General features: G+C 40.5%; 10 protein-coding genes and 1 pseudogene. 6 read left to right on the top strand and 5 right to left on the bottom strand.

The genetic code is table 11. The annotated features are described in order from the left end of the window. Window positions 1-50: 50 nt before the first annotated feature. From folD to JCM15907_RS01810, 5 genes and pseudogenes are all read right to left on the bottom strand, one after another. Window positions 51-941 (bottom strand): bifunctional methylenetetrahydrofolate dehydrogenase/methenyltetrahydrofolate cyclohydrolase FolD, encoded by an 891-nt coding sequence (folD, locus tag JCM15907_RS01830; RefSeq protein ID WP_025842487.1) that lies wholly within the window; start codon window positions 939-941, stop codon window positions 51-53. A gap of 9 nt (window positions 942-950) precedes the next feature. After that, complete coding sequence (ffh, locus tag JCM15907_RS01825; protein WP_025842486.1) at window positions 951-2,279, bottom strand: signal recognition particle protein; 1,329 nt, start codon at window positions 2,277-2,279, stop codon at window positions 951-953. A gap of 34 nt (window positions 2,280-2,313) precedes the next feature. Further along, window positions 2,314-2,666 (bottom strand): annotated as a pseudogene (gene panD / locus JCM15907_RS10160) (aspartate 1-decarboxylase). A gap of 37 nt (window positions 2,667-2,703) precedes the next feature. After that, window positions 2,704-3,339: a LolA family protein gene (locus tag JCM15907_RS01815; RefSeq protein ID WP_025842485.1), complete on the bottom strand. Its 636-nt coding sequence runs from the start codon at window positions 3,337-3,339 to the stop codon at window positions 2,704-2,706. Beyond that, on the bottom strand, window positions 3,336-5,855 hold the full coding sequence (locus tag JCM15907_RS01810; RefSeq protein WP_081773767.1) for an FtsK/SpoIIIE family DNA translocase: 2,520 nt from the start codon (window positions 5,853-5,855) through the stop codon (window positions 3,336-3,338). The genes JCM15907_RS01815 and JCM15907_RS01810 overlap by 4 nt, the downstream gene beginning before the upstream one ends. Window positions 5,856-6,310: 455 nt before the next feature. On the opposite strand from JCM15907_RS01810, the gene JCM15907_RS11970 reads away from it, so the two are divergent. The 6 genes from JCM15907_RS11970 (at window position 6,311) to pyrF (ending at window position 17,047) form a co-directional block, all read left to right on the top strand. Next, entirely contained in the window at window positions 6,311-8,986 is a 2,676-nt protein-coding gene (locus JCM15907_RS11970) for a C10 family peptidase (protein ID WP_159099890.1), read from the top strand. Window positions 8,987-9,886: 900 nt separating this feature from the next. Beyond that, window positions 9,887-12,727, top strand: coding sequence for an excinuclease ABC subunit UvrA (gene uvrA, locus JCM15907_RS01800; protein WP_081773771.1), 2,841 nt, complete (start codon window positions 9,887-9,889; stop codon window positions 12,725-12,727). 206 nt (window positions 12,728-12,933) lie between these two features. Continuing rightward, on the top strand, window positions 12,934-13,911 hold the full coding sequence (locus JCM15907_RS01795; RefSeq protein WP_051522328.1) for a glucosaminidase domain-containing protein: 978 nt from the start codon (window positions 12,934-12,936) through the stop codon (window positions 13,909-13,911). A 26-nt stretch (window positions 13,912-13,937) separates the two neighbouring features. After that, complete coding sequence (locus JCM15907_RS01790) at window positions 13,938-15,107, top strand: AIR synthase related protein (RefSeq protein WP_025842480.1); 1,170 nt, start codon at window positions 13,938-13,940, stop codon at window positions 15,105-15,107. Then, window positions 15,107-16,195 (top strand): peptide chain release factor 1, encoded by a 1,089-nt coding sequence (gene prfA, locus JCM15907_RS01785; protein ID WP_025842479.1) that lies wholly within the window; start codon window positions 15,107-15,109, stop codon window positions 16,193-16,195. Before JCM15907_RS01790 ends, prfA begins: the two co-directional genes overlap by 1 nt. Before the next feature lie 21 nt (window positions 16,196-16,216). After that, entirely contained in the window at window positions 16,217-17,047 is an 831-nt protein-coding gene (gene pyrF / locus JCM15907_RS01780; RefSeq protein WP_025842478.1) for an orotidine-5'-phosphate decarboxylase, read from the top strand. Window position 17,048 lies beyond the last annotated feature (1 nt).

The raw sequence follows: 17,048 nt of genomic DNA, 5'->3' as shown, positions 1-17,048 counted from the left end.
ACAAACCCCTCTGACCTTTCGACAACGGAAAGGGCAAAGGGATTAAAATTTTAATCGTTGAACAAATTCTTCTGTCCAGCTTTCAATGTATTCATCATAAGAGAGACAATCGTCATAGGCCCTACCCCTCCAGGCACAGGCGTGATGTAAGAACAGAGAGGGGCAACCTCCTCAAACTTAACATCTCCCGTTAGGCGAAATCCACTCTTACGGGTAGTATCTGGTACTCTGGTAGTACCAACATCTACAACAACAGCTCCCTCTTTAACCATATCTTTGGTGAGAAACTCAGGACTTCCTAAAGCTGCTATAATAATATCAGCCGTCTGACAAATCTCTTTTAAGCCTTGCGTACGGCTATGACAAATAGTTACGGTACAGTCGCCTGGATAGGTTTTGTGAGACATTAATTGTGCGATAGGCTTGCCCACAATATTGCTCCGCCCTAAAACAACACAATGTTTGCCAGAGGTCGGTATTTCATAACGACGAAGAAGCTCCACAATGCCCTGAGGAGTAGCCGATATGAAACAGGGAAGCCCAATACTCATACGCCCGACGTTGATAGGATGAAAACCATCGACATCTTTTCTGTAATCCACTCTTTCGATAATCTTTTGCTCATCGATATGTTTAGGCAAAGGAAGTTGTACAATAAATCCATCTACCTCTGGATCTTTATTAAGTTTATCAATAGCTGACAATAATTGTTCTTCTGTAACATCGCTCTCAAAACGTATCAAAGAAGAGGCAAAGCCTACCTCTTCACAAGACTTTACTTTAGAAGCTACATAGGTTTCGCTCCCTCCGTCATGTCCTACCAAAATAGCAGCCAAATGAGGGCGCTTACCTCCATTGCGAACTATATTTTCTACTTCCGAAGCAATTTCTTTCTTTATCTCTTCGGAAATTTTCTTTCCATCTAATATTTTGTATTCCATATTGCTATATTATTTGTGGCGCAAACGAGCCATTTTTTTAGGGTTCTTACCCATAGTTTGTATTGTTTTCATCATCTTGCGTGCTTGATCGAACTGCTGAATAAGGCGATTTACCTCTTGTACAGAGGTACCGCTACCATCCGCAATTCTCTTACGACGCGAACCATTCAGAAGACCGGGATGAGAACGCTCTTCAGGTGTCATAGAATATATTATAGCTTCTATCCCCTTGAAAGCATCATCATCAATATCCATATCTTTAATGGCTTTGCCTACACCTGGAATCATTCCTATAAGGTCTTTGATATTTCCCATCTTTTTGATTTGGTGAATCTGTTTCAGGAAGTCATTAAAGTCGAACTGATTCTTAGCAATACGCTCTTCCAAACGACGTGCTTCTCGCTCATCATACTGCTGTTGAGCACGCTCTACGAGAGAAACAATATCTCCCATCCCCAAGATGCGATCTGCCATACGCTCAGGATGGAAAACATCCAAAGCCTCCATCCCTTCGCCCGTACCAACAAACTTTATAGGCTTGTCTACCACCGTTCGGATAGAAAGTGCAGCTCCACCTCGAGTATCTCCATCCAATTTGGTTAGGATAACTCCGTCGAAATCAAGCCGTTCATTGAACTCTTTAGCTGTATTAACAGCATCTTGCCCCGTCATAGCATCAACTACGAAAAGGATTTCGTGAGGTTTAATAGCTTGCTTAATAGCAGCTATCTCATTCATCATTTCCTCATCAATAGCAAGGCGACCAGCGGTATCTACAATAATCACATCGTGATTCTTTGCCTTAGCTTCTTCGATAGCGTGGAGAGCTATTTCCACAGGATTCTTGCTCCCTAACTCTGCATAAACAGGAATAGATAATTGCTCTCCCAATACCTTAAGCTGATCTATAGCTGCAGGACGATACACGTCACAGGCTACCAATAGAGGATTTTTAGAGCGTTTGTTTTTAAGAAGATTTGCCAGTTTCCCAGAAAAAGTCGTTTTACCCGACCCCTGAAGACCGGACATCAAAATTATAGTCGGCTCTCCTTTAAGATTTAGGTCTACAGCTTCGCTCCCCATTAACTTGGCTAACTCGTCGTGTACGATTTTAACCATCATCTCGCTGGGGCGTACCGCCGTTAATACATTACGGCCAAGTGCTATTTCTTTAACATTGTCAGTAAACTTCTTCGCTACATTATAGTTTACGTCTGCCTCTATAAGGGCTCGGCGCACATCTTTTAGGGTCTCTGCGACGTTTATGTCGGTTATTTGCCCTTCGCCTTTTAGCTTTTTAAAAGAGCGTTCTAAGCGTTCACTAAGATTTTCAAACATATTGTATAGTGTTCAAGAGTCTTTGTTATTGATATTATTCTTTCGTAATTCTATTGTTTTGGTCAGGAAAAGCGAGAGCGGGGCGAAAAGTACGTGCCTCTTCCATGTCCATCCAAGCATAAGCCATAATAATCACCACATCACCCTGCTGACATAAGCGAGCAGCAGCCCCATTGAGACAAATCACACCAGTATCTGCAGGGCCCTCTATAACGTAAGTCTCGAAACGTTCGCCATTATTATTGTTTACAATTTGTACTCTCTCTCCTGGCAGTATGTTTACAGCTCCATCAAAGTTTTATCTATGGTTACGCTGCCTACATAGTTTAGATTGGCCTCGGTAACATGTACACAGTGTAGTTTAGACTTTAGTACCTGTACTAACATATTCTCTTTTTCTTTTTTTGTTTCCTTGATTCGTATTTCATCGTAAGTCCACCAACTCGCTACCAGGATAATCTGTGTGCTTTTGAGAGAAGAGATGACTCGAAATATTTTTCTTAGAGATCAACGATTCTATATACATTACCACACGTGTACCATCGCTAAAAAGAGTCATAAGCTCTGTGGGGAGCTCTGTTTTTCTACTAAAGCAGAGTTCTATATGCTGTATATTCATCGAATTCTTTTTGGGAGTGAACACAAAGACTTTACCTTTTTTACTTTCGGGGAGCTCTCTCACTGTATACATTTCTTGTGATGTGGAAAGATAAGCTAAAGGATTAAGGGTTGCCAAGTCTTCTTTAGTTGGATGCATAACGGTAAATGTTTTCTCAGCCTTGTTATAGTAGGAGAAAAGATTTCCATTGTAGGTAGACGTAAATATAGAATAAGTCAACCTAAACTTATCCTGATGGGTAAGTAGCTGCCCTCTATCATCCGAAAGCAACTCCCCCGAAGCAGCATAAGTTTTGGAGCTAAAAGTAATCTCTGCCCCTTGCTCTAATCTCTTTTTAAGACTGAGCATTTGTTGAGAGCCAAGACTTCTCTGGGCATAGATTGGGGGGAAACTAACGAAGAGAAAAATAAGGGCTAACGAGTGAAGAAAAAACTTTTTCATTTCAGAGAGTCCAATAGATTTTGTAAAGCATAGAGGTCAGGAATTAAAACTTCTCGAGACTTACTCCCTTGTTGAGCAGCCACAATACCAGCAGCTTCCAATTGGTCCATTATGCGTCCTGCTCTATTGAATCCAATTTCAAAATGCCTTTGAATTTTAGATGTAGAGCCTTGTTGAGTTTCTACCACCATACGAGCCACCTCTTCAAAAAGGGCATCTTTACGATCAAGAGAAACTACACGCCCCTCATCTGTCTCTTCTACAGGAGCCTCGGGAAGATTATAAGGAGTCGTAAAAGAGGCTTGGCTCGATATAGTATCCACTATTCGTTGGGTTTCTGGGGTATCTATCAATGCACATTGTAGGCGGAGCATATCCTTACCCTGATAGAAAAGCATATCTCCACGTCCCACCAAGTGGTTTGCCCCAGGACCATCCAAAATGGTACGAGAATCGGTTGCTGAAAAGACCTTGAAAGCGATACGAGCAGGAAAGTTGGCTTTAATAGTTCCCGTTATAATATCCGTTGTGGGGCGCTGCGTGGCCAACACCATATGAATACCCGCAGCACGTGCTTTTTGCGCAATACGTGTTATAGGACGTTCAACCTCTTTTCCCGAAGTCATAATAAGATCGGCAAACTCATCAATAATCAATACGATGTAAGGCAAGAACTTATGATGTTCTGAAAAGGCAAGCTCCCCGCTCTGAACACGTTTATTATATTCGGCAATATTACGTACACGAGCCTCAGTAAGTAGCCGATATCTATTGTCCATCTCTACACAAAGAGAATTGAGAGTGGGTACTACCTTAGACATATCCGTAATGATACACTTATCCTCTTCGGGCAGTTTAGCTAAATAGTGTCTTTCCAGCATTTCGTAGACAGAAAACTCCAACATTTTGGGGTCTATCATCACAAACTTCAACTCCGAAGGATGTTTGCTATATAGCAGAGAGGATATCATAACATTCAGTCCCACACTCTTTCCTTGCCCCGTAGCACCTGCAATAAGAAGGTGTGGCATCTTGGTAAGATCAAACATGAAAACCTCATTAGTAATGGTCTTACCTATAGCAATGGGTAGCTCCATTTTGTTCTCTGCAAATTTGCGAGAAGAGAGCAACGAGTGGAATGAAACTATTTGTGGGCGCTTGTTAGGAACCTCTATGCCTATAGTACCCTTGCCTGGTATAGGAGCTATAATACGTATTCCTCCTTCTGACTTTAAGCTAAGAGCAATATCATCATCCAAATTACGGATACGAGATATTTTTATGCCGGCATCGGGTTCTATCTCATAAAGTGTTACCGTAGGTCCGACAGTTGCTTTTGTAGGACGAGCCTTTATCTTGAAACTCTCAAGAGTTTCAATGATTTGGCGCTCATTGCTGGCAATTTCCTCGTAGTCGGGAGTATTATCACCCCTTTCATAAATCTCCAACAAATCTAAAGAGGGAAAAACATAGTTAGGTAGTTCTAAATCACCTCGTGAGGAGGTTGCTGATTGAGGGGCATACTCCTGCTGTTCTTCCTCTTGAGGAATCTCTATAATGAGAGAAGAGGTAGCAGTTGCCGTCATAGAGTCTTGCTGCTCTTCTTCTGGCTTTGTTGCAATCTGAGCATGAGGCATAGAGTGTCCCAGCTCAACAACAGTTTCTTGCCTCTCCTCTTGTAAGTTTGTTTTAGCTTCCTCCTCCATGGCTTGCTCTACCCTATCCTCTCCCACTGATACTTGTGCCACTTCTTCCATTGCAACTTCCCTATCAGAAGGAAAAGCTTTACGTTTAATACGTATATTCAGCCAGGAAAAAGAGAGAAAGTTTTGTAGCCAAAGAGCAGACTGTTGGCTAACAGAAACGACAATCACAATGAGAGCAAAGAGTATCGATGAGACAATGCCCGCATGCCCCAAATGGGTAAGCAAAAAGAGAGTTAAATGTACCCCTTGACTACCTCCTATTTGAAATGGTAAAGTTATATCGAAAAGAATGGTGACGTAGGTAGATAAAATAGCTAACCAAATAGAAGAAAAAGCGGTGATAAAAAAGATTTTCACCACAGATATTTTATAACTCTTGGGCAGGTTAAAAACACGAAGAGCATAGCATAAAGGGAAGAAAAGTAAAACGATGCTTCCTATTCCCAAAAAGCGATTAACAAGCCAATCCGAAACGTAAGCTCCAAGCAATCCTCCGATATTACTGATTTTATTGGTCTCTCTTATAGCGGAAAAAAATGTTTCATGATTAGAAAGGACACTTTGGTCTTTTGAGGCTGTGAGCAGGTAGGAGAAGGAAGAAATCAGTAAGAAAAGTGTAACAAAAAGTAGCACAAGCCCTCCTAAAAAGCGATAAAGAGGTGCATACTTACTTGTAGAAAAAGAGGCAAAAAGAGACTTCTTAACTTCCTTTTTCCCCCTTTTTGCATCCATATTTCCTTTAGTCGTAGGAGAGGTTCTAACTCTTTTACCTCCTTGTGAGGAGGGATGTCTACCCTTTTGTGAACTCATAGCTGTGCAAAGATACTACTACTTTACTAATGTTTATCACTTAAACTTATGATATAACCCCTTACGCAATAGAAGCAAAGGTATAATGGTTTTCAGGAAAACGATTAATGGTTTTGAATGAAACCTATAGACCTTTTGAATCTACCCATTATACCTTTGACATATACTGAAAATAGTTATTAGTTGGAGAGGATACCCCACTTCTATTTTTAACAATTTTATTTGTTATAATCTGTACTAAAAAAGTATATCTAAATGAAATACAAACCAATTTACTTTCATACTCCTTTCTTAACACCTATATCTACAGAAAAGAAATACAAGATATGCTATCTTGGAAGTAGTTGATATATACATCTAATATCCTTATCTTTGTACATAGTCATCTTATATTCACACAAAACAAAAACAAAATCGTACCAATAAAACAAAAAAAATATAGGGAGAAAATGTATATGAAAAGACTTTTATTTTCTATTCTATTGCTTCTTATGGGTTGGATAACAACAGGTAATGCCGCCCCCATTACGCCTCTTGAGGCGGAAGCAATTGCGAAGATTTATTTTTCTCAAAATGGTTTGAGAAGCAATCTTCCCATTCGTTTGACTTACACCCACTACCTAAAAGGTGAAAATAGACTCAGAAATGGAGCTTTACAAGAGAACAATCTTGTAGGCTACTATATCTTCAACAGAGGCGAACGAGAAGGGTTTGCCATTGTTGCAGGAGACGATCGCTTATATCCTCTGTTAGCTTACTCAGATAGTGGTTATTTTGATTTGGAGAATGCTCCCGAACAAATCCGCTATTGGATGGCTGGTTACGAGCAGAGTATTCTTCAAATGCTATCCCAACCTGAAATAGTTCCCATCGGAGCTTCTCCTTCAAGAGGAACTAAAGAGGTACTTCCCCTTTTGGATAAAAAGAAGATTTTGTGGGACCAAGAGTATCCTTACAATCTACAATGCCCCTTTGAAGGTAATATCCAATGCCCAACAGGTTGTGTAGCTACTGCAATGGCACAAATACTTCGTTTTCACGAGTGGCCAAATGCTGCTGTCGGTTCTCACAGCTATACAGATAACGGCATATCTCGTTCAGTGCAATACGGGCATGAGTATAATTGGGCAGATATGCCAGGCACATTTTCTAAAACGCATCCCGATGCCGAAAAGCATGCCAAAGAGCTATCTCGCTTTATGAAAGATGTTGGTTTTGGGGTTGATATGTCTTATGGAGCCTCGGGTAGCGGAGCGTTTGAAACAGGTGTGGTGCGAGCACTTAGGGAACATTTTAAGTACAAAAAGAGCGTGACGACCCTTTTCCGATATAACTATACGGCAACGGAATGGGAAAACTTGATTCGTGAAGAGTTAGATGCCGAACGCCCAGTGCTTCTCTCGGGGTATGGAGAAGGAGGAGGTCATGCCTTCGTTTGCGATGGTTACAATAAAGAGGGCTTTTTCCATATTAACTGGGGGTGGTCTGGTATAGCTAATGGGTACTTTCGCATCACAGCTTTAGACCCAGCTCAATTGGGTACAGGTGCGGGACTCGGAGGTTATAATTATGGTCAATCTATAATCATTAACATCATTCCCGATAGGGATAATAATCCGGGATTAGCTCCAGCCTTGGAGCAACCAACCTCGACTATAAGAGGGGTCATTTCAGAAGACAAAACGACCATTAAACTACATGGTTATCTCTATCAACGCTTTATCTATGAGGCTTTTGGCAAGGTGCGCTTTGCCTTCTACAAAAACAATCAACTTGCTTCTGGTGTAGAGGCTCTTGACCTTAAACTAACGAGAGGGAATCCGATGAGTCTTAAGGGCGATTTCAAGAATGTAACCAGCCAAGGCATACAGTTGGAAGATGGAGACTATGTCGGTAGATTTGAATGGAAACACAACGGAGCAAGCTCTTTTGAAAAATGCTTACTATTTTATGACGAACCCTCCGAACTCTACTTCACTGTTAAGAATGGAAAATTCACCTCTGTTTCATATGACATAGGTGCTGGTAAAATAGAGATTATAAAGAATAGCACGACATGCGACCTCTTTGCCTATGCGCGTAGCAAAGTATCTTTCAAGGTCAAAAACAATAGTACAAGAGAGTACTATGGACCTGCCTATCTCTACTGTCTAAGAGATAAGTATCAGGGTAATGCAGCCTTTGTGCCTCGAGATGCAGACCCCATAGCAGAGTCTAAGATAGCCGTCCTGAAGCCCAATGAAGAGACGACCCTTACTTTCGATAATTTTTTCATCAATGAAAAAGAAGGCACAAAGATGAATCTTTACATCCGTTTTGCCGATATTGATTTGAAAGTACCCACAGAAGATTTTATCTATCTATCTGATCGTAGTACTGTGTCATGGGCTAACTCTGTAGCTATGCTTCAAAAAGTAAAAACACCTACTGCTTATACCGATCCTGTACTTCTCATTAGCCCTTTGGAAGAAGATATACGTATGAACTTGGCTAATGACAATGTAAAAGGTCCCAAATTTCAAATTGAAAACAAGGGCACTCGATTTAGCGCAATGCTCCCTAATGGTATTGTAATAGGTATAGTTGGTGTAGCCTATGCGTCAGATGGAGGAACAGATCGCTTGGTGGCTGTTTCTTCAGAATACTACTCTGACCCCATTGCTTCTAATACTAAGGTTGAGTTCAGACCTATATTCAGCACAGGTCCTTTTAACCCTCGTTTCAAGCAAGCAACAGGTAAGGATGGAATAGTTAAGCTAAGAACTCTCTATGTAACACAAGAGGGAGTTCCTGTGGGCTATGCAGATAAACGTGAACCCTTGTTTGGAACTCCTCTGACCAAGGTTTCTTACTACACCGACCATACTACTGGCATTGAAACTCCTACAACTTCTGCCAATGAGATTAGCATATACCCTAACCCGATAGCAGATAGAGTTGAAATTCAAGCATTGAGCAAAATCTATGCTATCGAAGTATGGAGCATAAAAGGGGTTCGGTTACAAGAGTACATATTCCAAGGGCTGAATAACCATGAAACTATAGATGTTTCTAATCTCCCCTCTGGCTCTTACATATTCCACATACAAACAGCAGATCATAAAAAACTAATAAAGCGGGTTATTAAATAGTACACTTCATTCTTTACAAAAGACACCATTGCCCAGTTTTTCATGAGGCCTTGCAGCATGCTGTAATCATAGTGATTACATAGGACGAAAGCAGAGCAAGTTTACAGGCTACGCAGAGGCAAGCAATTATGAATCAGAGGGCATTGAGATGAAAAATGAAGGAAGCATACAATTAAAGATATGACTGAGGCTGAATGCCGAAAATGATGCATCGAATTAGGTAGTATACAACACTATCCCATAGCCAACACCTCCTGAGTAGTATTGAATCAGGAGGTGTTTTTTATTCTCCTACACGAATCTATTCTGAAGCCTTTTGGAAAAAGACAGATAGAACCCTTCACATAATAGCTCCTCTCGCCTTCCTTTTGAGGCTCTAATTTGTTCGTACACACGAGTATATTTTACTGTTTGTACGCCACTACTTTCTTTTTTCATAGTGTAGAATTCTTTATACGTAGATTGAATATAATTACACCAAGATTAAATATATCCATACGTAGATTGAATATAATTACACGCAGATTGAATATAAAGAACTGGAGGCGTATGGAGTGAAAACTGTGCACGTCTATGAATGTATATGAACACGTCCAAGTCACGAAAGAAGCGCAGTAAACGAGCTATCATGCAAGGATTTCAAATAGATTTTATGGCATAAGTCTGAAAGTAGGATGAAGAAAATATTGTACTTTTACCCGACCGACGTAGTTGTGGAAGCTATTGAAAAGTTGGGTAAGTTTTCATGAGACTTAAAAAGATAGGGATTCTCAGAAGTTGATTTTGAAGAGAAAAGAAAAGTGTCTTGTGGCACAAAAGAGATTTCCAACAGACTCTATCCATCCACTCTCCCCCACACACTACAACTATCTCTAATTTTGAATGCCCGAATATAGCCCTATGAATAAAAAAGAAATAGTACAAGAAAAACAGTCTGAAGAAAGAAATCTCTTCTCTTCAGGAGCCATAGAGGTGCGTGGAGCCAAGGTACACAACCTTAAGAATATAGATGTATCTATTCCTCGACACAAATTGACCGTTGTAACAGGTCTAAGTGGTAGTGGGAAATCCTCTCTGGTCTTCGATGTGCTGTTGGCAGAAGGACAGCGACGTTATATCGAAACCTTTTCTACCTATGCAAGGAGCTTTATCGGCAATAATACTCGTCCCGATGTAGAGTCGATAGAGGGACTTAGTCCCGTTGTGGCTATCGAACAGAAAACAGCATCTAACAATACTCGTTCTACCGTAGGAACAGTAACAGAGATTTACGACTTCTTGCGGCTTCTCTATGCTCGTGTCGGGGTTCCTCACTCCTATATCACGGGAAAAGAGATGCGTAAATATACCGAACAAGAGCTATTCGAACTGATAGAGCGAGATTATAATCTGCAAGGCATAGAGCTATTAGCTCCTGTTATTCGAGATAGAAAAGGACACTACAGAGAACTTTTTGAGACTTTGCGCAAAAAAGGCTTTACCTCTGTTTACATAGATGGAACTATCGAGGAGTTACGTCCGGGGTTGATGGTCGATAGGTATGTAAAACACTACATTGCTGTTGTCATAGACAAATTGATTGTAAAGGACGAAATGAAAGAACGTCTCCAACAGAGCATAACTCTTGCTCTTCACTATGGCGACGGTATGCTGGATGTACGAAAACGAAACGATAGTAAACTACGGCACCTCTCTTCTAAGCTAATGGATGCTGAGAATGGATTAGCTTATCCAGAAGTCTCTCCCTCTACATTTTCATTTAATTCTCCTCAAGGGTATTGTCCGCACTGCAGGGGAATGGGTGTTGTCAATAGAATTAACATAGACAAGCTCATTACACATCCCAAACTCTCTTTACGGAAGGGAGGATTGAAACTGCTGGGGAAGTGGTGTAAAGGAGCTATTTATGACGACATTAAACAATTGTTAGAAGGGTATGGATACACTCCCGACACACCCGTAGGATTACTTTCAGAAAAAGTCCTAAACACCATTCTTTATGGGGTTCTGGACGGAGAAGATTCAGAGGGTTTCAAAGGAATAATGTATTACTTGGACATTGATAACTTTATGGGTTTTTTGGACGAAGAAACCAAAGAGTGGCTTCAAGATTTACACACCGAACAAATCTGTCCAACTTGTAATGGAATTCGACTGAATAAAATTGCACAGAGCTATCTCATCGATAAGTGGCGCATTCATGAACTGGCAGCTCTCGATTTAGAGCAACTTTATAGAACATTGCCCGAAATAGAAAACTCTCTCTCTCCTCACTTACGACCTGTAGGAGCTGAGATTATCAAGGAAATTAAAACACGCTTACAATTTTTACTTGATGTGGGTCTCTACTATTTAAGTCTGTCAAGGGCCTCCTCCACTCTATCTGGAGGAGAAAGTCAGAGAATTCGTTTAGCGACACAGATAGGAACTGGACTTGTAGAGGTGCTCTATCTACTTGATGAGCCAGGAATAGGATTGCATCCAAGTGATAATAATAAACTTATTGCCTCATTGCAGAAGCTAAGAGATGGAGAAAACACCATTGTTGTAGTAGAACACGACCAAGATATGATGCTATCTGCTGACTATATTATAGATATGGGGCCTGGTGCAGGTCGTTTGGGCGGGAAGGTCGTTTTTGCAGGGGCACCAAAAGAGTTGCCTTCAACCCATACCATAACAGCGGACTATCTCAATGGTATTAGAAATATCATCATACCCAACAAAAGACGTCAAGGCAATGGCAATTTTCTAACTCTTTCGGGTGCTGTGGGCAATAATCTCAAAAATGTCAAACTCTCTCTTCCTTTGGGAACTTTTATATGTGTTACTGGGGTCTCTGGTAGTGGTAAATCATCTCTTATCAACGGAACTCTCGTTCCTGCCATAGCTAAATCTTTGTATGGTTCTTTAGCTACTCCTTTGCTTTATAAAAAGATAGAAGGATTAGAGCATATAGACAAGTTAGCTGTTGTAGATCAATCTCCCTTGGGACGTACTCCACGCAGTAACCCTGCTACCTACACAGGACTTTTCACAGAAATTCGTCAACTTTTTGTCTCCCTACCCGAGAGTAAAGCAAGAGGCTATAAAGCGGGTCGCTTCTCTTTTAATGTATCGGGAGGACGATGTGAAGAGTGTAAAGGAAATGGCTATCGTACTTTAGCTATGAACTTTTTACCTGATGTTACCATTCCTTGTGAAGTGTGTCACGGTAAGCGTTATTCGCGAGAGACGTTAGAGGTGCGTTACAAGGGCAAGTCTATTGCAGATGTATTGGATATGACCTTTAACCAAGCTGCCGAATTCTTCGAAAACATGCCTAAATTACATAATCGTTTAGAGATGATTCGTAAAGTCGGTTTGGGATACGTCAAACTGGGACAACCCTCTACTACGCTATCGGGAGGAGAGAGTCAACGTGTAAAGTTAGCAGAAGAACTCTCAAAAAAAGATACTGGACGCACTCTCTATATTTTGGATGAACCCACCACGGGACTACACTTTGAAGACATAAGAGTACTACTCTCTTTAGTTCAGCAATTGGTTGATAAAGGTAATACTGTCCTCATTATAGAGCATGACCTTGATGTAATAAAAAGTGCTGATTATGTTATAGATATGGGACCCGAAGGTGGTCGTAATGGAGGTAAAATACTTTTTGCAGGCACCCCTGAAGACATGATTAAACAAAAGTCTCTTACAACTACAGCACGCTTCCTAAAACAACGAATGAATTAGTCGAAGATATTCCTATAGCGATTATAAACTTTATACAACGATTTGGACGGATTCATTTAACAGACTTCTAAATGAAGATGGTCAATCTCTATTGCATCTAAACTCTACTATAATAGTTGTATATTTGCAAAGAATATATCCAGTGAAGAGGTTCTTGGTGTAGTGTTTACCAAGAGATTCTTTTGGAAGAATTATTTGAGTCAATGATGCAGGTAAAGAATAAAATAGGTAGCATTATAATACAAAGACTATTGATAAACATAGTCATTGTGCTATTTGTAGCAACTTCTGCCAGCGCACAAAAGATGAATGAGGCCTATAAGGAATACATCCGTAAATATGCTTTTGAATGTATTCAGCAAATGCGGACTCATGATATACCCGCCAGCATCACTATGGCACAAGGATTATTGGAGTCCAATGCCGGGCGCAGTACGCTTGCGGCTGTACACAACAACCATTTTGGTATCAAATGCCACCGCTCTTGGCAAGGAGGACGTACTTATAGAGATGACGATGAAGCTAATGAATGCTTCCGCACTTATGAAGAGGATTTAGACTCTTTTAGAGATCACTCTTATTTCTTAAAGCAACCTCGCTATCAGAGATTGTATAGCCTCAAAAAAACAGACTATATGGGATGGGCGAAAGGGCTTCAAACAGCTGGATATGCTACTGATAAAGGTTATGCCAATAAACTAATTTCCCTTATTGAGCTATATGGTTTGTATGAATTGGACTCTGAGTCTTATCCTTATTGGATGGAGGAGACCTCTTCGCAAAAACATAAACATAACAAGATCAAAAAAGATAAGAAATTGGTTTCTACTGTAAAGCATGAAGGATTTATCAGCTATGGTTTGCTTTATGTAATAGCCCAAGAGGGAGACTCTTATGCTTCTATAGCCAATGAAATGGATATCAAACATAAAACTTTAGCAGAGTATAACGATGTTCCATTAGACTTCCCTTTGCAGGAAGGCGATGTGGTTTATCTACAAAAAAAGAATAAACAAGCTACAGAAGAATATCCCGATCATGTGGTGAATATAGGAGAGTCCATGCACAGCATAGCTCAAAAATATGGTATACGTATAGATTACCTTTACCGAATAAACCAATTAGATCCAGAAACCTATGTTCCAGAGGAGGGAGATGTACTCCTACTACGCAACTCTCGATAAGAACCAAAGACACGTTAATACATAGTATGACCCAAGAGCGTTATATGCAGCGAGGTGTTTCTGCTGCAAAAGAAGATGTACACAATGCAATAAAACATGTGGACAAAGGTCTTTACCCTAAGGCATTTTGTAAAGTCTTACCCGACTTATTGGGAGGAGATAAAGAATATTGCAACTTGATGCATGCCGATGGAGCTGGCACCAAATCCTCTCTGGCTTATATATATTGGAAAGAAACAGGAGACCTCTCTGTTTGGAAAGGGATTGCCCAAGATGCTTTGGTAATGAATTTGGATGACTTGCTTTGTGTAGGAGCAACAGACAATATTTTAGTCTCTTCCACAATCGGGCGTAACAAAGCATTAATTCCCGGTGAAGTTATTGCTGCTATAATTAATGGAACAGAAGAGTTATTAGAGGAGCTGCGTAGTTTAGGCATTGGTATTACTTCTTCGGGGGGCGAAACTGCTGATGTAGGAGACTTGGTACGTACTATCATTGTGGATAGTACAGTAGCTTGTCGTATGAAACGGAGCGATATAATAGACAATGCCCGCATTCAAGCAGGAGATGTTATTGTGGGGCTCGCCTCTTATGGTCAAGCAACCTATGAACACTGCTATAACGGAGGTATGGGCAGTAATGGACTGACTTCTGCACGCCACGATGTATTGAACAACTACCTTGCTAAATTGTATCCCGAGAGTTTTGACTCAGCAATTCCCTCCGATTTGGTTTACAGCGGTTCTTGTAAATTATTAGACACTGTTGAAGGAACCTCTTTCAATGCAGGGCAGTTGATTCTTTCTCCTACACGAACCTATGCTCCCATTGTAGGCACTATTTTCAAGGAGATGCGTTCTGCTATTCATGGTATGGTCCATTGTACAGGAGGTGCCCAAACAAAAGTACTCCACTTCGTTGAGAATAAACATATTGTAAAAGATAATCTGCTTCCTGTTCCCCCTCTATTTAGACTTATTGCTACAGAGAGTGGAGCAGATCCTAAAGAACTATACAAAGTTTTTAATATGGGGCATCGTATGGAGTTTTATGTTACTGAGGAATATGCCCAACGTATTATAGAAATAAGTAATAGCTTTGGAGTAGAAGCCCAAATTATAGGCCATGTGGAAGAAGGGGAAGGCAAAAATAGCCTTATGTTAGATACTCCATACGGACAACTTTACTACTAATGAACGAGGAAAAACTATTACAACACTTAAATAGTTTAGAAGATCGCTTCGAAGAGGTGCGTTTACTTATAACGGATCCTTCTGTTATAGCTGATGATAAGCGATTTATACGTCTTAGCAAAGAGTATCGCAGGTTAGAGGAACTCCATGAGGCACATAAAAGATATATTACCTTATGCGAGACTCGAAAAGAAGCGCAAGAGGTACTTCACTCTTCAGAAGATGAGGAATTAAAAGCTTTGGCCAAAGAAGAGTTGACCCAAATAGAAGAAGCGCTTCCAGAAAGACAGAGAGCCATAGCTCTCTTACTACTTCCCGACGACCCTGAGGATGCAAAAAATGCAATTGTCGAAATTCGTGCAGGGACAGGGGGAGATGAAGCTGCTCTATTTGCAAGAGATTTATTCAAAATGTACTCTCGTTACTGTGAAGGTAGAAAGTGGCGCGTAGAGATAAGTTCCTTCACGGAGGGCAGTCTTGGGGGATATAAAGAGATTATCTTTACTGTTTCTGGAGAGTCTGTTTATGGGATTTTGAAATATGAGTCCGGAGTACATCGAGTACAAAGAGTACCAGAAACAGAAACTCAGGGACGTGTACATACTTCTGCTGCAACCGTAGCAGTACTGCCTGAGGCTGATGAATTCGATGTCGAGATAAAAGAGTCTGATATCAGGGTTGATACATACTGCTCAAGTGGAGCTGGAGGGCAGTCGGTAAATACTACTTATTCAGCTGTTCGATTAGTGCATATTCCTACTGGGATTATGGTACAATGTCAGGACCAAAAGTCTCAGATCAAGAACAAGGCAAAGGCTTTGATCGAACTCCGTAGTAGAATATACAATCAAGAGCATCAGAAATATATTGACGAAGTAGCTTCCCGTCGTAAAACAATGGTTTCGACAGGGGATCGATCAGCTAAAATACGTACCTACAACTTCCCTCAAGGGAGATTAACAGACCATAGAATAGGACTTACTTTGTACAATCTCTCTTCTATTATGGATGGAGAGATAGGGCCTGTATTAGAGGCGCTTGCTATGGCAGAAAATAGTGAAAGATTAAGCGAAGCTTCGTTGCTTTAAATCAAAATAAAGAAGATAGACATGACAAGACAAGAACTCATTGATAATATCAAACGTAAACGCTCATTTTTATGCATAGGACTTGATACAGATGTTCGTAAAATACCCGAATGTCTTATGCAAGAGGAGAATCCCATTCTTGCCTTTAATAAGGCTATAATAGATGTTACAGCTGAGTATTGCGTTGCTTACAAGCCTAATGTTGCTTTTTATGAATCAATGGGAGCTTTTGGTATTCAAGCTTTAAGCAGTACTATTTCTTATATCAAAGAAAAGTATCCCGATCAGTTCATCATAGCAGACGCTAAGCGAGGCGACATCGGTAATACAGGCACTCACTATGCAAGGGCATTCTTTGAATATTTTAAAGCCGATGCTATTACGTTAGCCCCCTATATGGGAGTAGATAGTATAAAACCATTTTTGGAGTATTCCGATAAATGGGCTGTATTATTAGCTCTAACCTCTAACCCCGGAGCGAATGATTTTCAACTACAAAAAATGGAAGATGGCAGGTATTTGTTTGAAAAGGTCCTAGAGGAAAGTACTACTTGGGGTGATGAAAAACAAATGATGTATGTAGTGGGTGCTACACAAACAGAATATCTCAAAGCAGTACGTACTATCGTGCCGAACCATTTTCTCTTAGTACCTGGTATTGGTGCTCAAGGGGGAGATTTTGACCAATTGGTACATGATGCGATGAATGATGATTGTGGTTTACTCGTTAACTCCTCTCGAGGAATTATTTATGCTGATTCATCAGAGCATTTTGCCTCTTCTGCCGCTCACGAAGCAGAAACTCTAAAACGAAAAATGGAAATAGCCCTCATTAATAAAGGGATTATTTAAC

It is taken from the genome of Porphyromonas gingivicanis JCM 15907, assembly GCF_000614585.1.
GTDB classification, from domain to species: domain Bacteria; phylum Bacteroidota; class Bacteroidia; order Bacteroidales; family Porphyromonadaceae; genus Porphyromonas; species Porphyromonas gingivicanis.
This window is presented reverse-complemented; position numbering and strand designations above follow the sequence as displayed.